This is a genomic window from Kitasatospora sp. NPDC029312 (assembly GCF_055569215.1).
This window is the reverse complement of the sequence record NZ_JBVHXY010000009.1, coordinates 1-20749: the sequence shown is the minus strand read 5'-3', so window position 1 is coordinate 20749 and position 20749 is coordinate 1. Positions and strand designations below refer to the sequence as shown.

At 76.3% G+C, this 20749-nt stretch carries 3 protein-coding genes and 1 pseudogene; all 4 read right to left on the bottom strand.

What is annotated here, in order from left to right; translation table 11 throughout:
• Positions 1–28: 28 nt before the first annotated feature.
• Positions 29–5725 carry a type I polyketide synthase gene (locus ACZ4WV_RS10210; protein WP_465744768.1) on the bottom strand — a complete coding sequence of 1899 codons (5697 nt, stop codon included), beginning with the start codon at positions 5723–5725 and terminating at the stop codon, positions 29–31.
• A 28-nt stretch (positions 5726–5753) separates the two neighbouring features.
• Positions 5754–12296: pseudogene (locus tag ACZ4WV_RS10205) on the bottom strand (type I polyketide synthase); the annotation flags it as partial.
• A 71-nt stretch (positions 12297–12367) separates the two neighbouring features.
• A complete protein-coding gene (locus ACZ4WV_RS10200; protein WP_465744766.1) occupies positions 12368–17563 on the bottom strand; it encodes a type I polyketide synthase in 5196 nt (1731 codons plus the stop codon).
• A gap of 71 nt (positions 17564–17634) precedes the next feature.
• On the bottom strand, positions 17635–20749 hold a 3115-nt coding region (locus ACZ4WV_RS10195; protein ID WP_465744764.1), incomplete at its 5' end, for a type I polyketide synthase.

Genomic DNA, 20749 nt, shown 5'->3' with positions numbered 1-20749 from the left:
TGGTCGGCGGCGGCGCCGGTCGGAGGAGTCAGGAGATGCCGAGTTCGTTGGTGATGAAGTCGAAGACCTCGTCATCGTCGGCGGAGTCCAACTCCAGTTCGGCGCCTGGCGGTCGGCCGTCCTCCGGTCCGGGCCGGCGGCTCCACCGGTCGGCCACGGCCCGCAGCCGGTCGGCGATCCGCGCCCGCTCGGGGTGGTCGGCGCCGACGTCGGCGAGGACGGCTTCGAGGCGGTCCAGTTCCGCCAGTACCGGTGTGGCCGAGGGCGCCTGCTCGCGCGGGAGTTCCGCGTCCAGGTAGCGGGCCAGCTCCGCCGCCGTCGGGTAGTCGAAGACGAGGGTGGCCGGCAGGCGCAGGCCCGAGACGGCGGTCAGGCGGTTGCGCAGTTCGACCGCCGTCAGTGAGTCGAAGCCGAGCTCGCCGAACGCCCGGTCCGCTGCCACCGCGGTCGGGGCCGAGTGGCCCAGCACCACGGCCACCTGACCGCGCACCAGGTCCAGCAGGGTGCGGGCGCGCTCCGCCTCGGTCAGCCCGGCGAGCCGCTGCTTCAGGCCGTCCGCCGCTCCGGCGTCCGGCCGGTGGGCGGGCGCCGTGGCCGGGCCGGCCAGCCCGCGCAGCAGCGGTGGGAGGTCCGGGCCGGCCTGGCGCAGCGCGGCCGGGTCGAGCCGGACCGGCAGTGAGGTCGGTTCGGCCCCGGCGAGCGCCGCGTCGAACAGGGCCAGGCCGTCCTGCGGGCTGAGCGGGAGGACGCCCGAGCGCCGCATCCGGGCGAGCGCGGTCTCGTCGAGGGCGCCCGCCATGCCCCGGTCCTGCTGCCACAGGCCCCAGGCCAGCGACCGGGCGGGCAGGCCCCGCGCGGCGCGGTGCTGGGCGAGGGCGTCGAGGAAGGCGTTCGCCGCCGTGTAGCCGCCCTGGCCGGCGCCGCCGAGGGTGGCCGTCGCTGAGGAGAACAGCACGAACGCGGCGAGGCCGGTGTCCCGGGTGAGTTCGTGCAGGTGCCAGGCGGCGTCCGCCTTGGGCCGGAGCGCGGCTTCGAGGCGTTCCTCGGAGAGGGAGGCCAGTGCGCCGTCCGCGGCGACGCCGGCGGTGTGGATGACGGCGGTCAGCGGGTGTGCGGCCGGGACGGCGGCGAGCACGGTGGCGAGCGCCTCCCGGTCCGCCGCGTCGCAGGCGGTGACCGTCACGGTGGCGCCCGAGGCCGTGAGTTCGGCGGTGAGTTCGGCCGCGCCCGGGGCCTCGGGGCCGCGGCGGCCGAGCAGCAGCAGGTGCCGCACGCCGTACGCGGTGACCAGGTGCCGGGCGAGCAGCGCACCGAGTGCGCCGGTGCCGCCGGTGATCAGCACGGTGCCGCCCGGGTCCAGGGCGGCGCCGTCCGGGACGGGGGCGGCGGCCGTGTCGGTCGTGTCGGTGGTGGCGCTCGTGGCCGTCGTCGCCGGGCGGGCGCGCACCAGGCGCGGCGCCAGCAGGGTGCCGGCGCGCAGGGCGAGCTGCGGTTCGTCACCGGCGGCCGCAGCGGGCAGTGCCGCGGTGGGGTCCGAGTCGCCGTCCAGGTCGAGCAGGACGAAGCGGTCCGGGTGCTCGGCCTGGGCGGCCCGGACCAGGCCCCACAGCGGGGCGTGGGCGAGGTTCGGCACGTCCGCGACTTCGGGGTCGGGGGTCGGCCGGCCCGCGTCGGCCCGGTCGGCGGCCACCGCGCCTCGGGTCACCAGGACCAGCCGGGAGGCGGCGAACCGGTCGTCCGCCGCCCAGGCCGTCAGCGCGGACCGGGCCAGGCGCAGGCCCGCGCGCACGGCCGCGGGGAGGTCGCCGGTGGTGTCCGGCAGGGGCAGGACGACCGCGTCCGGGACGGGCAGCCCCGCGGTGACGGCCTCGCCGAGCGCCGCGAGATCCGGGTGGCGGTCGAGACCGGGGAATGCGGGCCCGTCCCCGAGCACCGCCCACCGGCCGTCGGCCCGCTCGACCGCCGGGACGGGTGCCCACGCGACGTGGAACAGCGCGTCACCGAGCCCGGCCCGTGCCGCCGCGCGCAGTTGGTCGACCGAGACCGGACGGGCGCGCAGCGCACCGACCGAGGCGACCGGCGCGCCGGTCTCGTCGGCCACGTCCAGCGACATCGCGTCCGGCCCGGCCGGGGCCAGCCGCAGGCGCAGCGCGGTCGCGCCGGGGCGGTGCAGGCGCACGTCGTGCCAGGCGAACGGCAGCAGGACCTGCTCCCCGGTGTTCCCGACCAGGCCCGCGTGCAGTGCGGCGTCGAGCAGGGCGGGGTGGACGCCGTACCCGTCCGCCCGGCCCCGCTCCGGCTCCGGCAGGGCGACCTCGCCGTACACCTCCTCGCCCGCGCGCCACATCGCCCGCAGCCCGCGGAAGGACGGGCCGTAGTCGAAGCCGTCCCGGGCGACGGAGGGGTAGAAGCCGTCGAGGTCCACCGGTTCGGCGCCTCGGGGCGGCCAGACGCCGGTCGGCTGCCAGCCCGCCCGGCTGGTCGCGGCGGACAGCGTGCCGCCCGCGTGCCGGGTCCACTCGGCGGTCTCCGCCGGCCGCGCGTACACGCCGATCGGCCGTCGGCCCGACTCGTCGGCCGCGCCGACCACCACCTGCACCTGGGTTGTCCCGGCCTCGGTGAGGATCAGCGGCGCCTCCTGGTCCAGCTCCTCGACCGCCGTGCAGCCGGTCGCCCGCGCCGCGTGCAGCGCCAGTTCCAGGTACGCGGTGCCGGGCACCACGGTGCTGCCCAACACCACGTGGTCGGCGAGCCAGCGGTGCGAGCGGGCCGACAGCCGACCGGTGAGGATCAGCCCGCCGCCCTCGGCCGGGGTGACGGCGGCGCCGAGCAGCGGGTGCCCGGCGCTCGACACGCCGAGCTCGGCGGCCTCGGCGGGGGCACCGCCGGCGGCGTCCAGCCAGTACCGCTCACCCTGGAACGCGTACGTGGGCAGGTCCAGCCGCCGGCCGGCCGGGCCGACCAGCGCGGTGAGGAGGGCTGGCCAGTCCGGCCGGGCCCCGCGCACGTGCGCCTGCGCGACCGCGGCGAGCACCGTGTCCGGCTCCGGACGGCCCCGGCGCAGCAGCGGCACCGCCGCGATGTCCCCGGCCGCGTCCCCGGCGCTCTGCTGGGCCATGGCGGACAGCACGCCGTCGGGACCGAGTTCCAGGAGGGTGGTGACGCCCTGGTCGAGCAGGTGCCGCACGCCGTCGTGGAAGCGCACGGCCTCGCGCACGTGCCGCACCCAGTACTCCGAGCTGCGGATCAGCTCGCCGGCCACCGGCCGGCCGGTGAGGTTGGAGACGACCGGGATGGCCGGCTCGTGCAGCGTCAGGCCGTCGAGCACCGCGCGGAACGGAGCGAGCATGTCCTCCATGCGGACCGAGTGAAAGGCGTGACTGACGGTCAGTCGCTTCGTCCGGCGACCCTGCGCGCCCAGCCGCTCGGCGACCGACACGACCGCCGCCTCCTCGCCGGAGACCACGACGGAGCGGGGCCCGTTGACGGCGGCGATGCCGACCCGGCCGGCGTGGTCCGCCAGCAGGACGGCCACCTCCTGCTCCGTCGCCTCGACCGCCACCATCGCCCCGCCGGCGGGGAGCCGCTGCATCAGGCGGCCGCGGGCGGCCACCGCCGTGGCCGCGTCCTCCAGCGAGAACACCCCGGCGACGTGGGCGGCCGCGAGCTCCCCGATCGAGTGCCCGAGCACGAAGTCCGGCCGCAGCCCCCAGGACTCGGCCAGCCGGAACAGCGCCACCTCCAGGGCGAACAGGGCGGCCTGGGTGAAGGCCGTCTCGTCCAGCCGGGCCGCCTCCGGAGAACCCTCCTCGGCGAGCAGCACGTCGCGGACCGGCAGGCCGTTGCGGTCCGCCAGCAGTTCGCACACCCGGTCCAGCTCGGCCGCGAACACCGGGAAGCGCCCGTACAGTTCGCGGCCGGCGCCGGCCCGCTGGGCGCCCTGGCCGGTGAACAGGAACGCCAGCTTGCCGGTGCGCGCGGCCGGGCCCTGGAACAGGTTCGGCGCGCCGTCGGCCCGGCGCAGCGCGTCGAGGCCGGCGAGCAGCTCCGTGCGGTCCGTCCCGAGCACCACCGCGCGGTGGTCGAGGCGGGCGCGGGCGGTGGCCAGCGTCCACGCCACGTCCCCGGCGGCCCACTCCGGCGCGGCGGCCACGGCGTCGGCCAGCCGGCCGGCCTGGGCGCGCAGCGCCTCGGGGCTGCGGGCCGACAGCAGCCACGGGGTCGCGGCCGGGGTCGCGGGGGCCTTGGCAGCGGGTCGCTCTGCGGCGGGTTGCTCTGCGGAGGGTTGCTCCGCGGCGGGCTGCTCCTCGACGTGCTGCTCCAGGATCACGTGGGCGTTGGTGCCGCTGATGCCGAAGGAGGAGACCGCGGCCCGTCGGGGACGGTCGACGGCGGGCCAGTCACGCCGCTCGGTCAGCAGTTCCACCGCGCCGCGGGACCAGTCGACCTGCGGGGTGGGCTCGTCGACGTGCAGGGTGGCCGGCAGCACGCCGTGGCGCAGCGCCAGCACCGTCTTGATGACGCCGGCGACGCCCGCGGCGAGCTGGGTGTGGCCGATGTTGGACTTCACCGAGCCGAGCCAGAGCGGCCGTTCGGCGGGCCGGCCCTGGCCGTAGGTGGCCAGCAGGGCCTGCGCCTCGATCGGGTCGCCCAGCCGGGTGCCGGTGCCGTGGGCCTCGACCGCGTCCACGTCGGCGGCGGTGAGCCGGGCGTCCGCGAGCGCGGCCCGGATCACCCGCTGCTGGGCCGGTCCGCTCGGCGCGGTCAGGCCGTTGGAGGCACCGTCCTGGTTGATGGCCGAGCCGCGGACCACGGCGAGCACCGGGTGGCCCAGCCGCCGGGCGTCGGAAAGCCGCTCGACCAGCAGCACGCCGACGCCCTCGCCCCAGGCGGTGCCGTCCGCCGCACCGGCGAAGGCCTTGCACCGCCCGTCGGGGGCGAGGCCGCGCTGACGGCTGAACTCGATGAACATGTGCGGCGCCGCCATCACCGCCGCGCCGCCGACCAGCGCCATCGAGCACTCGCCGTCGCGCAGCGCCCGGGCCGCCAGGTGCAGGGCGACCAGCGAGGAGGAGCACGCGGTGTCCACCGTCACCGCCGGGCCCTCCAGGCCGAAGGTGTAGGCGAGCCGGCCGGAGGCGACGCTGACGGTGGTGCCGGTCAGCAGGTAGCCCTCGGAGCCCTCCGCGCCGCGCGGATCGGCGGCGTAGCCGAGCGGGGAGGCACCGACGAACACGCCGGTCGCGCTGCCGCGTACGGACTCCGGGTCGATGCCCGCCCGCTCGAAGGCCTCCCAGGAGGTCTCCAGCAGCAGCCGCTGCTGCGGGTCCATGGCCAGCGCCTCGCGCGGGCTGATCCCGAAGAACCCGGCGTCGAACCGCTCCGCGCCCCGGACGAAGCAGCCCGTCCGGACGTAGCTCCGGCCTGGCCGGTCCGGGTCGGGGTCGTACAACTCCTCGGTGTCCCAGCCGCGTTCCGCCGGGAATTCGGACAGGGCGTCCCGGCCATCGGACACCAGGCGCCACAGGTCCTCGGGGCTGTGGACGTCGCCGGGGAAGCGGCAGGCCATGCCGACGATCGCGATCGGCTCGTGCCGGGCCTCGGTCAACCGGTGGTTCTGCTGCTGGAGGCGCTTGTTCTCCTTGAGGGAGAGCCGGAGTGCTTCCAGCACCCGGTGTTCCTGCGATGCAGTGTGTTCCTGTGATGCAGCCTGTGATGCAGCCATCGTTGGGTTCTCCGCAGTCCGAGCGCGATCAGAGGTCAGTGGTGCCGAAGGCCAGGCCGATCAGGTCGTCGGCGTCCATGGCGTCGATCTCGTCGAGGTCCCCGTCCGGCTCGGCCGGCGGCTCCTCGGGTGCGGCGCCGGCCAGCGCCAGCAGGGCGTCGAGCAGGCCTGCGGCGCGCAGCCGGGCCGGTGGGACGGCCGCCAGGAGGCGGCTGATCTCCGTGTCGGAGGCCGGCCGGCCGACGGGTTCGGCCGGGGCGAGCTCGGCCTGGAGGAAGGCGGCCAGGGCGTCCGGCGTCGGGTGGTCGAAGACCATGGTGGCCGGCAGCCGGAGTCCGGTCGCGGCGTTGAGCCGGTTGCGCAGTTCGACGGCCGTCAGCGAGTCGAATCCGAGGTGCTTGAAAGCCCGGTCCGGCTGGATCGCCTCGTCGGTGGCGTGGCCGAGCACCACGGCCGCGTTGGCGCGCACCAACTCCAGGAGCGCTCGGGCGCGTTCGGTTTCGGACAGGGCGGCCAGCCGCAGGGCCGGCCCGGGGCCGTCCTCCGCCGTGCCGGCCGTCACGGCGCGCCTGGCGCCCGCGCCGACCAGCCGGCGCAGCAAGGGCGGTACCGAGCCGGACTGGAAGGCCGTACGGGCGGCCGCGAGGTCGAGCTTCATCGCCACCAGCTGGTCCCGGTCGGAGTGCAGGGCCGCGCTGAACATCGCCAGGCCGTCCGCGTCGGACAGCGGGCTCACCCCGGAGCGCCGCAGGCGGGTCAGGTCGGCGGCGTCGAGGTGGCCGGTCATGCCGCTGGCCCGCTCCCACAGGCCCCAGGCGATCGACACCGCCGGCAGCCCCTCGGCGCGGCGCCGCCGGGCGAGCGCGTCGAGGAAGGCGTTGGCCGCGGCGTAGTTGCCCTGGCCGGGGCCGCCCAGGACGGCCGCCGTGGAGGAGAAAAGCACGAAGGCGCGGAGGTCCGCGTCCCGGGTCAGCTCGTGCAGGTGCCAGGCGGCGTCCACCTTGGGGCGCAGCACGGCCGTGACCTGCGCGGGGGTGAGCGAGGCGATCACCGCGTCGTCCAGGACGCCCGCGGCGTGGACGACGCCGGTGAGCGGGTGTTCGGCCGGCACGGTGGCGAGCACCCGCGCGAGGTCCTCGCGGTCGGCCGTGTCGCAGGCGGTGACCGTCACGTCGGCGCCCAAGGCTGCGAGCTCGTCGGCGAGTTCGGCCGCGCCCGGGGCCTGCGGGCCGCGGCGGCCGAGCAGCAGCAGGTGCCGCACGCCGTGGTCGGTGACCAGCCGGCGGGCCACCAGGCCGCCCAGCACGCCCGTGCCGCCGGTGATCAGCACGGTGCCGTCCGGGTCCGGCGCTGCGGGCATGGTGAGCACCACCTTGCCGACGTGCCGGGCCTGGCTCATGAAACGGAACGCGTCCAGCGCCCGCCGGACGTCCCAGGTGCGGGCGGGGACCGGACGGAGCGCCCCGCGCTCGAACAGCGGCATCAGTTCGGCCATCATCCGGCCGATCTGGTCATAGCCGGCCTCGATCAGGTCGAACCAGAGGTAGGCCGTGCCGGGGTGGGCCGCGGTGACGTCGGCCGCGTCGCGGATGTCGGTCTTGCCCATCTCCACGAACCGCCCGCCGTCCGCGAGCAGCCGCAGCGAGGCGTCGACGAACTCGTTGGCGAGGGAGTTGAGGACCACGTCCACGCCCCGCCCACCGGCGGCGGCGCGGACGCGCTGCTCGAAGTCGAGGCTGCGCGAGGAGGCGATCCGCTCCTCCGGGACGCCGAGCGCGCGCAGGGCGTCCCACTTGCCCGGACTGGCCGTGGTGAACACCTCGGCACCCAGGTGGCGGGCCAGCTGGATCGCCGCCATGCCGACGCCGCCGGTCGCCGAGTGGATCAGCACCGACTCACCGGCTCCGAGGCCGGCGAGGTCGACCAGTCCGTAGTAGGCGGTCAGGAAGGCGATCGGCACCGAGGCGCCCTCAGTGAACGTCCAGTGCGCGGGAAGCGGGACGAGCAGCCGCTGGTCGACCACGGCGACCGGCCCGAACGAGCCCGGCACCATGCCCATCACCCGGTCGCCCGGGGCGAACGCGGTGACGCCGGGCCCGGTTTCCAGGACGACGCCGGCCGCCTCCCCGCCCATGACGTCCTGGTCGACCATGCCCAGGCCGAGCAGCACGTCGCGGAAGTTCATGCCGGCGGCCCGGACGGCCAGCCGGACCTGGCCGGAGCCGAGCGGAGCGGCGGCCGCCGGGTGGGCGATGAGGGCGAGGTTCTCCAGCGTGCCCTTGGCGGTGGTGTCCAGCCGCCAGTCGGCCGCGTCCGCCGGAGGCTCCAGCAGGCGCCCGGTGGCCGAGCGGACCAGCCGGGGGGCGAGCAGGACGCCGTCCCGGACGGCGAGTTGGGGCTCCGCGCCGGCGAGCGCGGCGGCCAGGGCGCCGACCAGAGCGCCCGGCAGTCCGGCCGTGGGCCCGTCCAGATCGAGCAGGACGAAGCGGCCCGGGTGCTCGGTCTGGGCGGCGCGCAGCAGGCCCCAGACCGGGGCGTGGGCGAGGTCGGGCAGGCCCTCACCATCCGCGGCGGCCACCGCCCCCCTGGTCAGGACGACGAGCCGGGAGGCGGCGAACTGTTCGTCGGCCAGGAATTCCTGGAGGAGCGTCAGGACGTGCCGGACGGCGTCATGGGCGGCGGCGGAGGCGTCCGGGGACTTCGGACCGTCCGAGCCGCCTGGGCCGGCTGGGCTGTCTGGGCTGTCTGGGCCGCCCGGACTGGCACAGGTGACCAGGACGGCGTCCGGCACCGTCGCGCCGGCCTCCACGGCCTTGGCGAGGGCGGCCAGGTCGGGGTGCGTTCCGAGCCGGAGGTCGTCCGGCAGCCCGAGGTGGTCGTTGCCGAGCAGGACCCAGCGCCCGGCGGGAGTCCCGGGAGACGAGGGCAGTTCGGTCGGCAGTTCGGTCCAGTCGACCCCCAGCAAAGGGTCCGCGCCGTCGTCGCCCGCCGCCCGCACCTGCTCGCGATCCACCGGGCGGCTCGCCAGCGCCGCCACCCGGGCGACCGGTGCGCCGCTCCCGTCGGCCACGGTGAGGGAGACCGCGTCGGCGCCCTCCGGTGACAGGCGCACCCGCAGGGTGGTCGCGCCGGTGGCGTACAGGGTGACGCCGCTCCACGAGAACGGCAGCCGCACCTCGCCGGGGGCCGCGGCCGCGTGCAGGGCCGCGTCCAGCAGGGCGGGGTGCAGGCCGTACTTCGCTGCCGCGTCGTGCTGCTCGCGCGGCAGCCGTACCTCGGCGAACAGCTCCTCCTCCTGCCGCCAGAGCGCGTGCAGACCCTGGAACGCCGGACCGTAGCCGAGGCCTTCGGCGGCCAGGCGGGGGTAGAGGTCCGTGAGGTCCACCGGCACCGCGCCGGCCGGGGGCCAGGCGGCGAGGTCCCAGGACGGGTGCTCGGCGCCGGTGGCCAGGACGCCGGTCGCGTGCCGGGTCCAGCCGGTGCCGCCGTCAGGGGCGGAGTGGACGGTGACGGCGCGGCGGCCGGCTTCGTCGGGAGCGCCGACGCGGACCTGGAGGCGGACGGGGTGTTGCTCGGGGAGGACGAGCGGGGCTTCCAGCGTCAGTTCTTCGAGGTGCTCGCAGTCCGCCTGACGGCCGGCGTGGAGGGCGAGTTCGACGATCGCGGTCCCGGGGAGGAGCGCGGCGCCGAAGACGGCGTGGTCGGTGAGCCAGGGGTGGGTGGTGAGGGAGACCAGGCCGGTGAGGACGAGTTCGTCGTCGTCGGCGAGCGGGAGTAGTGCGCTGAGGAGGGGGTGTTCGGTGGCGGTGAGGCCGGCGGCGCGGACGTTCCCGGTGGGGGTGGGGCTGTCGAGCCAGAAGCGTTCGCGCTGGAAGGGGTAGGTGGGCAGGTCGATCCGCTGGGCTCGGCCGGTGTCGGGGAGCAGGGCGTGCCAGTCGACGGGGTGGCCGTGGGTGTGGAGGTGGGTGAGGGAGGTGAGCAGCCTGCGGAGGCCGCCTTCGTTTCGGCGGAGGGTGCCGGTGGTGAGGGTGGGGTGGTCGGTGGTTTCGGCGATGTCTTGGATGGCGGTGGTGAGGACGGGGTGGGGGCTGATTTCGATGTAGGTGTGGTGGCCGTCGGTGAGGGCTGAGTGGACCGCGTCGGTGAGGAGGACGGGTTGGCGGAGGTTGGTGTACCAGTAGTGGGGGGTGAGGGTGGTGGTGTCGATGGGGGTGCCGGTGACGGTGGAGTAGAGGGGGATGGTGGAGGGCTTGGGGGTGATGTCGGCGAGTTGGTGGGTGAGGTGGTCGCGGATGGTTTCGACGTGGTGGGTGTGGGAGGCGTAGTCGACGTCGATGCGGCGGGCGCGGATCTGCTGGTTCTCGCAGTGGGCGAGGAGCTGTTGAACGGCCTGGTGGTCGCCGGCGATGACGGTGGTGGTGGGGCCGTTGTGGGCGGCGATGGCGAGCTGTCCCTGCCAGGGGGTGAGGAGTTGGGTGGTGTCCTCGTGGCTGAGGGGGAGGGAGGCCATGGCGCCGTGTCCGGCGATGGCGAGGATGGCTTGGCTGCGCAGGGCGGCGATGCGGGCGCCGTCTTGGAGGGTGAGGGCTCCGGCGATGGTGGCGGCGGCTATTTCGCCTTGGGAGTGGCCGATGACGGCGGTGGGGTGGATGCCGAGGGATTGCCAGAGGTCGGCGAGGGCGACCATGGTGGCGAAGAGGGTGGGTTGGACGATGTCGACGCGGGCGAGGTCGAGGGTGCCGCGCAGGGCGTCGGTGAGCGACCAGTCGACGTAAGGGGCCAGGGCGGTCTGGCAGCGGGCGATGGATTCGGCGAAGGCGGGTGAGGTGTCGAGGAGTTCGGCGCCCATGCCGGTCCACTGCGAGCCCTGGCCGGGGAACACGAACACCGGACGGTCGAACGTGCCGCTGCCCAGCACGACCCCGGGCACGGTGGTGCCGTCGGCGATGGCGGCCAGCCCGCTCAGCAGCTCCGCACGGCTCTCCCCGATCACCACCGCCCGCCGCTCGAACACGGAGCGGCCCGACACCAGCGCCGCGGCCACCTCCGCCGGTTCCCACTCCGGGTGCGCCTCGACCGCCGCCCGCAGCCCTTCGGCCTGCGCGCGCAACGCCCGCTCGTCCCGCGCGGACAGCACCCAGGGCAGCGCGCCGCCGGCGGCCGGAACCGGGCTTGCGTCCGACTGTGCCGCCGGCTCTTCCGCCGGCGCCTCCTCCAGGATCACGTGCGCGTTGGTCCCGCTGACCCCGAAGGAGGACACGGCCGACCGCCGCGGCCGCCCCGTCCGCGGCCAATCCCGTGCCTCGGTGAGCAGTTCGACCGCGCCGGAGGACCAGTCCACGTGCGGGGTGGGTTCGTCGACGTGCAGGGTGCGCGGCAGGACGCCGTGCCGCATCGCCATCACCATCTTGATCACGCCACCGACCCCGGCCGCAGCCTGGGTGTGCCCGATGTTGGACTTCAACGAGCCCAGCAGCAGCGGCCGTTCGGCGGGCCGCTGCTGCCCGTAGGTGGCGATCAGGGCCTGGGCCTCGATCGGGTCACCCAGGCGGGTGCCCGTCCCGTGCGCCTCCACCGCGTCGATCAGGTCCGGTGACAGTCCGGCCTCGGCGAGGGCATGCCGGATCACCCGCTGCTGCGAGGGGCCGTTGGGCGCGGAGAGGCTGCTGCTGGCGCCGTCCTGGTTGACCGAGGAACCGCGCACCACGGCGAGCACCCGGTGTCCGTTGCGCCGCGCGTCGGAGAGCCGCTCGACCAGCAGCATGCCCGCGCCCTCGCCCCAGGCGGTGCCGTCGGCGGCGGCCGCGAAGGACTTGCAGCGCCCGTCCCGGGCGAGGCCGCCCTGACGGCTGAACTCGACGAAGGTGTCGGGCGTGGCCATCACCGTGACGCCGCCGGCCAGCGCCATGGTGCAGTCGCCGCGCCGGACGGCCTGGGCGGCGAGGTGCAGGGCCACCAGGGAGGAGGAGCAGGCCGTGTCCACGGTCACCGCGGGACCCTCCAGGCCGAGCACGTAGGCGATCCGCCCGGACGCGACGCTGCCCGCGGTGCCGCTGCCCAGGAAGCCCGCGACCGACTCGTCCACGGAGGTCAGCCGGGTGCCGTAGTCGTGGTACATCAGGCCGGTGAACACCCCGACCCGGCTTCCCCGCGCGGCCGTCGGGGCGATGCCCGCCCGTTCGAACGCCTCCCACGCGGTCTCCAGCAGCAGCCGCTGCTGGGGGTCCATGGCGAGCGCCTCGCGGGGGCTGATGTCGAAGAACGCTGCGTCGAACCGGTCGGCCCCGTCGAGGAAGCCGCCCTCGCAGACGTAGGAGGTGCCGGGGCGCAGGCCGTCCGGGTCGTAGAAGTCCTCGATGCGCCAGCCGCGTTCGGCGGGCGGCGCGCCGACGGCGTCCCGCCCGGCGGTCGCCAGCTCCCACAGCTCCTCGGGGGTCCGGACCCCGCCCGGGTAGCGGCAGCTCATTCCGACGATCGCGATCGGCTCGCTGTCGGCGGCCTCCAGTTCGGCCGTCCGGCGGCGTGCCTCCGCGAGTTCGGCGGCAGCCCACCGGAGGTGCTCGCGAAGCTTGTCTTCATGTGCCACTTGAGCCTGCTCCTAAAGCCGGTGCGGGGAAATCGACGGGTGCGGCGTTCCGGCCCTCAGCGGGCGCGCAACTGGTCGAGCACGTCGAAGAGTTCGTCGTCGGACGCCGAGGCGAGGTCGGGGCGGGCATCGCCGTCCCGGCCGTCGTCGCCCCAGCGGGAGAGGAGGTCCTTCAGCCGGTGGGTGATCGCCGTGCGGGCCTGGTCGTCGTCGGTGAAGGGCGTCAGGAACGCCTCCAGCCGGTCGAGTTCCGCGAGCACCGGTCCCATCTCCGTGGTCGCCCCGGCGCCGAACAGGGTGCTGAGGTGATCGGCCAGGGCCGTTGCGGTGGGGTGGTCGAAGACCAGGGTGCTGGGCAGTTGGAGACCGGTGGCCTCCTGGAGCCGGTCCTGGAGTTCGAGGTTGGCGAGCGAGTCGAAGCCCAGGTCGACGAAGCCTTGGCCCGGGTCGATGTCCTCGGGGGAGGACTCGGCCAGCACGATCGCCGCATGGGTGCGGACGAGGTCGAGCAGGGCGCGTCGGCGTTCGGGCTCCGGCATCGCCCGCAGGCGCTGCGCGAAGCCCGATGCCGGGTCCGCTGTCGGGTCCGCTGCCGGAGCGGCTGCCACAGCGGCGACGGGGGCCGGCCCGGTGACCGGTTCGCGCAGGAGCGACGGGACCTGGCTCCGCCCGGCACGGCCCCGCACCACTGCGGGGTCCAACCGGATGGGGACGAGCACCGACTCGGTGATCATCATACGGGCGGTGTCGAAGAGATCAAGTGCCTCCGCCGTGGAGAGCGCACCGAACCCGTTCCGCTCCAACTTCTCTGTCTGGACGTTGTTCAGATGGACCGTCAGTCCGCTGCGCTCGGCCCACAGCCCCCAGGCCAGGGACAGCCCCGGCAGGCCCTCGGCGCGCCGCCGCCGGGCGAGTGCGTCGAGGAAGGCGTTCGCGGCGGCGTAGCTGGCCTGTCCGGCGGTGCCGAAGGTGCCGGAGGCGGAGGAGAACAGGATGAAGGCGTCCAGCCCGCAGTCACGGGTCAGCTCGTGCAGGTGCCAGGCCGCGTCCACCTTCGGCCGTAGGACGGCGTCGAGCCGCTCGGGGGTGAGCGCGGTCAGCAGACCGTCGTCGGTCACGCCGGCCGCGTGCACCACCGCCGTCAGCGGATGGGCTCCGGGCACCGAACGCAGCAGGGCTGCCAGGGCCTCGCGGTCGGAGGTGTCGCAGGCGGCGACCCTGACCTCGGCCCCCGACGCGGAGAGCTCCGCGACCAGTTCGGCCGCGCCCGGCGTCCGCTCCCCCCGGCGCCCCGCCAGCAGCAGGTGCCGGGCGCCGAGCGCGACCAGGTGCCGGGCGAGCAGGCCGCCGAGCGTGCCCGTGCCGCCGGTGACCAGGACGGTGCCGTCCGGATCGAAGGAGGGGCTGTCGCCGACGGGCCGCTCCGCCGCCACCAGCCGCGGTGCCAGGACCTCGGACCGGCGCAGCGCCAGCTGCGGTTCGTCCGAGGCCAGCGCCCGGGCCAGCTCGGCTTCGGTGGGAGCCGTGTCGTCGAGGTCCAGCAGGCCGAAACGCCGCGGGTGCTCGGACAGGGCCGACCGCAGCAGCCCCCAGACCGCCGCCGAGGCCAGGTCGGGTGCCGCGGCGTCGTCGCCCACGGCCTGGGCACCCCGGGTGACCACGACCAGCCGTGCGGCGGCGAACCGCGGCTCGGCGAGCCAGGAGCGCACCAGGGCCAGCGCCTCGGAGGCGGCGGCGTGGACGGCGGCCGGCACCTCGCCGACGGCCGGTGGCAGGGGTGCGAGCACCACGTCCGGCACCGGCGTCCCGGCGGCGGCCAGTGCCGCGAGGTCCGGGTAGTGGGCCTGGGAGGGCACCGTGAGTCCGGCGCCCACCACCGCCGTCCGCAGGGCGGCGGCCTCCGGGGCGGCGGTCGGCACCGGGGCCCACCGGACACGCCACAGCAGCGAGGAGCCGGCCGGGTCACCCGGCAGCGGCCGGGAGCGCAGGCCCGTGACCGATGCCACCGGGACGCCCGCCGGGTCGGCCGCCTCCAGGGTGACCGTGTCCGGCCCGGCGGGCGCCAGCCGCACCCGCAGGGCCGTCGGGCCCGCTCCCCGCACCGAGACGCCGTGCCAGGCGAACGGGACCGGGACCGGCCCGCCGGCCTGCGGGGCAGCGGCGGCGCAGGCCTGGAGCGCGGCGTCCAGCAGCGCCGGGTGGAGGCCGTACCGCGCGGCGTCGGCCCGGTCCGTCTCGGCCAGGGCCACCTCGGCGAACACCTCCTCGCCGCGCCGCCAGAGCGCGCGCAGCCCGCGGAAGGCGGGACCGTAGTCGATGCCGAGGTCGGCGAAACGGCGGTAGCACCCGTCGAGGCCGACCGGCTCGGCGCCGGGCGGCGGCCAGGAGACCAGGTCCGGCGAACCGGCCGGCTGCTCGGGGGCGACCGTGCCGGCGGCGTGCCGGGTCCAGGGAGCGTCCTCGGGCTCGGCGGGACGGGAGGACAGCTCCACCGGGCGGCGGCCGGATCCGTCCGGGGCTCCGACGGCCAGCCTGATCCGGACGCCGCCCTCCGGGGCGCTCTGCCGACCGGGCAGTTCCAGCGGGGCGTGCAGGGCCAGTTCGGCGATGTGCGCGCAGCCCGTCCGGGCGCCCGCCCAGCGGGCCAGCTCGACCACGGCGGTGCCGGGCAGCAGGACGCGCCCGTGCACGGTGTGGTCGGCGAGCCAGGGCAGTTCGGCCGGTGACAGCCGGCCGGTGAACAACAGCCCTTCGCCGTCGGGGAGTTCCACCACGGCGCGGAGCAGCGGGTGGTCCGCCGGAGCGAGCCCGGCCGCGGCCACGTCGGGGTCGGCCGGCCCGTCCTCCAGCCAGTAGCGGCGGCGCTGGAACGGGTAGGTCGGCAGGTCGACGGGGTGCGGGCCGGTGGCCGGGAACGCCGCCGACCAGTCGGCCGGCCCGCCGTGGACGTGCAGCTCGGCCAGTGCGGCGAGCAGCCCGTCCAGGCCGCCGAGGGGCGCGTCAGGGTCGCCGGGGGACGCGTCAGAGGCGCCGATCACCTGGACGTCCGGGCCCGCGCCGGGCGCGACCCGCGCGGCCGGCCCGGGACCGAGGGCGACGAACCGGGTGTGGCCGCGCCCCAGCAGCTCGCGCACCGCGTCGGCCGGGTCGCCCGTCAGCAGCGGCACCCCGGCGCCGGACGGGTCGAACGGTCCGCCGGACACCGCCGCGCGCGCCCCCTCCACCAGGGAGAGCGCCTGCGCGACACAGGCCCCCGCGACCGCGCCCTCGCCCGGTGCGACCACGGCAGACGCGTCCACCCCGTGCCCCTGCCACCACCCGGCGAGGGCGACCAGGACGGCCCACCCCACCGCGCGGGCGACCTCCGGGCGAGCCGGGTCCGGCGCGCCCGCAACACCGCGCAGCACCTGGGTGGCGGACCAGCCGGCGACCTCGGTCAGCGCCGCGTCGCAGGCGGCCAACCGCTCGGCGAACAGCGGCGACGCGTCCAGCAGGCGCAGCACCCGGTCGGCCCGCTCCGACGCTCGCTCCGGCAGCACGAACACCACCCGGGCGTCCCCCCGGGCGACGCCCCGGATCAGCCCCGGCTGCGGTTCGCCCGCCGCCAGCGCGGCCAGGCCGGCCCGGAAACCGGCCCGGTCCGCCCGCAGCAGGACGGCCCGGTGCTCGAAGGCCGTACGGGTGCCCGCGAGTGCCGCGCCCACCTCGGCGGCGGACCACCCGGGGTGCTCGTCCAGGTGCTCCAGCAGCCGTGCGGCCTGCGCGCGCAGCGCGGCCTCGGTCCGGCCGGAGAGCACCCACGGCAGGGTCGTCCCGGGCTGCCCGGGCTGCTGGGGAGGTTCGGAAGGTGCGGGCTGTTCGGCCGGTGCGGGTTCGGCCTCCTCCAGGACGAGGTGCGCGTTGGTGCCGCTCACCCCGAAGGACGACACCCCGGCCCGGCGCGGCCGCTCGGTCACCGGCCACGGCCGGGCGGCGGTCAGCGGCGACACCGCGCCCGCCTCCCAGTCCACGTGCGGATTGACGCCGTCGAGGTGCAGCGTGCGCGGCAGCACGCCGTGCCGGATCGCCAGCACCGTCTTGATCACCCCGGCCACACCCGCCGCCGCCTGGGCGTGACCGATGTTCGACTTCACCGACCCGAGCCACAGCGGCTCCGCACCGGCCCGCTCCCGACCGTAGGTGGCCAGCAGCGCCTGCGCCTCGATCGGATCGCCCAGCGTCGTTCCGGTGCCGTGCGCCTCCACCGCGTCCACGTCCCGCGCCGACAGCCCGGCGTTCTCCAGCGCCTGCCGGATCACCCGCTGCTGGGCGGGCCCGCTCGGTGCCGTCAAGCCGCTGCTCGCACCGTCCTGGTTGACGGCGCTACCCCGGATCACCGCGAGGACGCGTCGGCCGTGCCGCCGGGCGTCCGAGAGCCGCTCCAGCAGCAGCATCCCGACGCCCTCGCCCAGGGCCGTCCCGTCGGCCGTGGCCGAGAAGGCCTTGCACCGCGCGTCGGGCGCCAGCCCCCGCTGACGGCTGAACTCGACCAGCGCCATCGGCGAGGCCATCACCGTCACACCGCCGGCCAGGGCCAGCGTGCACTCGCCGCTGCGCAGCGCCTGCGCGGCCTGGTGCAGCGCCACCAGGGAGGAGGAGCAGGCCGTGTCGAGGGTGACGGCCGGGCCCTCCAGACCGAGGGTGTAGGCGACCCGGCCGGAGGCGACGCTGCCGGTGCTGCCGTTGCCGACGTAGCCCTCGAACTCCCCCGGCACCCGGCGCAGCCGTGAGGCGTAGTCCTGGTAGATCACCCCGGCGAAGACGCCGGTCCGGCTGCCGCGCAGGGACGCCGGGTCGATGCCCGCCCGCTCGAAGGCCTCCCAGGAGGTCTCCAGCAGCAGCCGCTGCTGCGGGTCGGTGGCCAGCGCCTCGCGGGCGCTCATGCCGAAGAACGCCGGGTCGAACTCGGCGGCGTCGTGCAGGAATCCGCCCTCGCGGACGTACACCGAGCCGTGCCGGGCCGGGTCGGGGTCGTACAGTCCGGTGTCCCAGCCGCGGTCGGTCGGGAACGGCGAGATGACGTCCCGTTCCTCGGCCACCACCCGCCACAGGTCCTCCGGGGAGGCGACCCCGCCGGGGTAGCGGCACGCCATGCCGACGATCGCGATCGGCTCGCGGGCCCCGTCCTCCAGCTCCTGGAGCCGCCGGCGCGTCCTGCGCAGGTCGACGGTCAGCCGCTTGAGCGCGTCGACGACCTTCTCGTCACTCGTCATTCCGCTGTGCGCCTCTCTGTTCAACGACGGGTTCAACGACGGGTCCGACGACGGGGCCGGGGCGGGCGTGGTCACGAGTTCCGCAGTTCGCTGTCGACGATGTCGAGGATCTCGTCGAGCGTCGCGTCGCCGAACTCCTCGTCCTCAGAGGCGCGTTCGGCGGCGGGTCCGGTGGACGGCCCGGCCTGCGGCGGGTGCAGCTGCGCGGCCAGCCCGCGCAGCCGGGCGGCGAGCCGCTCACGCGCCGCCCGGTCCGCTGGGGCGAGGTCGCGCAGGCCCGCCTCCAGGCCGTCGAGGTCGAGGAGGACCGGCGAATCGCTCGGCCGTTCCCGCTGCGCCAGCAGCTCCCCGAGGTGCTCGGCCACGGCGGCGGGCGTCGGGTGGTCGAAGACCAGCGTCGCCGGCAGCCGCAGACCGGTGGCCGTGGCCAGCCGGTTGCGCAGCTCCACCCCGCGCAGCGAGTCGAAGCCGGACTCCAGGAAGCCGCGCCCGGTGCCGACCGCCTCCGGCGAGGCGTGTCCGAGGACCGCGGCCGCCTGGCCCCGCACCAACTCGACCAGCCGGTGCGTCCGTTCGGCGGCGGACAGCCCGTCGAGAGACAGTCCGGGGCCGGTGTCGGCCGCCGCCTCGGCGCGGGCCGCGCGCCGGGGCGCCGCGCCGAGCAGCGTCCGCAGCAGCGGCAGGTCCCGCGTCGACCCGCCCTCCCGCAGCGCGGGAAGGTCCAGCCGGACGGGGAGCACCAGCGGCCGTTCCTGGGCGAGCGCCGTGTCGAACAGCGCCAGCCCCGCCGCCGTGGACATCGGCAGCACGCCGGAGCGCCGCATCCGCGACCGGTCCGCCTCGCTGAGGCCGCTGGTCATCGTGCTGGCCGCCGACCACAGCCCCCACGCCATCGACACCCCGGGCAGGCCCAGGGCGCGGCGGTGCGCGGCCAGACCGTCCAGATAGGCGTTCGCGGCGGCGTAGTTGGCCTGACCGGCATTGCCGAGCAGCCCGCCCGCGGCCGAGAACAGCACGAACATCGCCGGCTTGGCGTTGAGCGTCAGCTCGTGCAGGTTCCAGGCGGCGTCCGCCTTCGGGCGCAGGACGGCCCTGGCCCGCTCGGGCGTGAGCGAGGCGAGCGTGCCGTCGTCCAGCACCCCGGCCGCGTGCACCACCCCGGTCAGCGGGTGGTGTGCCGGGACGGCGGCGAGCACCGAGGCCAGCGCGCCACGGTCGGCCGCGTCACACGCGGCGATCGTCACCTCGGCGCCCGACTCGGCCAGGGAAGAGGCGAGTTCGGCGGCCCCCGGGGCCTGCCGGCCCTGCCGGCTGACCAGCAACAGGTGCCGCACGCCGTAGGTGTCGACCAGGTGCCGGGCGACCAGCGCGCCCAGCGTGCCGGTCCCCCCGGTGATCAGCACCGTGCCCTCCGGGTCCAGACCGGGGGCGGCGAAACCGTCGTCCGGGTGCAGCCGCGCCAGCCGTGGCACCAGCACCCGCCCGGCCCGGACCGCGTACTGCGGCTCGGCGTCGTCCAGCACGGCCGACAGCACCGCCGGCAGGGCGGCCGATCGGGCGGCGGAGTCGCCGGTCACGGGGTCTTCGGCCACCGGGCCGTCGAGGTCCAGCAGGACGAACCGGCCCGGGTGCTCGGCCTGGGCCGACCGCACCGCGCCCCAGACGGCGGCCGCGGCGAGGTCAGGCGAGGCCGTCGGATCGGAGGAGGTGGCGACGGCGCAGTCGGTCACCAGCACCAACCGGGCGGTCCCGAACCGCTCGTCGCCCACCCAGGACTGGAGCAGCGACAACGCCCGCTCCACCGCCCACCCGGCCGCGTCCGCGGACAGGGTGTCCCCGCCGGGCTCCGCCGTCCAGCGGACGACAACGGCCTCGGGCACCGGGGCGCCGGCACCGACAGCGTCGGCGAGAGCGGCGAGATCCGGGTAGGCGTCCCCGCCGAGCCCGTCGGGACCGAGCACCGCATGGCGGACGGCGCTCGCGGCCGCACGGCCGGGCAGCTCCTGCCACGTCAGCTGGAACAGCGAGTCGGCACCGGCGCGGTGGGCGGCGGAGCCCAACTGCGCCCGGGAGACCGGCCGGACGGCCAGCGAGTCGAGCGTGGCCACCGGCAGACCGGTCTGATCGGCCACCGCCAGCGACAACTGGTCCGGGCCGGTGGGAGTCAGCCGCACCCGCAGCGCGGTCGCGCCCGTGGCGTGCAGAGTGACCCCGCTCCACGAGAACGGCAGCCGCACCTGCGCCGCGCCGTCGATCAGCGTGGTGTGCAGGGCCGCGTCCAGCAGGGCCGGGTGCAGACCGTACTGCGCGGCCGCGTCGTGCTGCTCGCGCGGCAGCCGGACCTCGGCGTACACCTCGCCGCCGAGCCGCCAGGCGGCGCGCAGCCCCCGGAACACCGGCCCGTACCCGAGCCCGTCCTCGGCCAGCCGCTGGTAGAGCCCGTCGAGTTCGACCGGCACGGCCCCGGCCGGCGGCCAGACGGCGCCGACCGCCCACTCCGCGGACGGCTCGGCTGGGGACACGGTGCCGGTCGCGTGGCAGGTCCAGGCGTCGCCGGCCTCGGAGCCGTCGGCCGCGGAGTGGACCGTGAGGGTACGGCGGCCGGCGGCGTCCGGAGCGCCGACGCGGACCTGGACCCGGACGGCCTGCTGGTCGGGGAAGACCAGCGGCGCCTGGAGGGTGAGCTCCTCGATGTGGCGGCAGCCGAGCCGGCGGCCGGCGTGCAGGGCGAGTTCGACCAGGGCGGTCCCGGGGGCGAGGACGGTGTCCCAGACGGCGTGGTCGGCGAGCCAGGCGTGGGTGGCGGCGGAGAGCCGGCCGATCAGGAGCATCCCCTCGTCGTCCGGCAGCGGGACGGCCGCCGCGAGCAGCGGGTGCTCGGCGGAGTCGAGTCCGGCGGTGCGGGGGTTCGCGGTCGCGGGCGCGGTCAGCCAGAAGCGTTCGCGTTGGAAGGGGTAGGTGGGGAGGTCGGGGTGGTGGCCGGGGTGGAGGTGGGGGGTCCAGTCGATGGGGTGGCCGTGGGTGTGGAGGTGGGTGAGGGAGGTGAGGAGGCGGGTCCAGTTGCCTTCGTTTCGGCGGAGGGTGCCGGTGATGAGGGTGGGGTGGGGGTGGAGGGTTTCTTCGATGGCGGGGGTGAGGACGGGGTGGGGGCTGACTTCGATGAAGCTGGTGTGCCCGTCGCCGTGG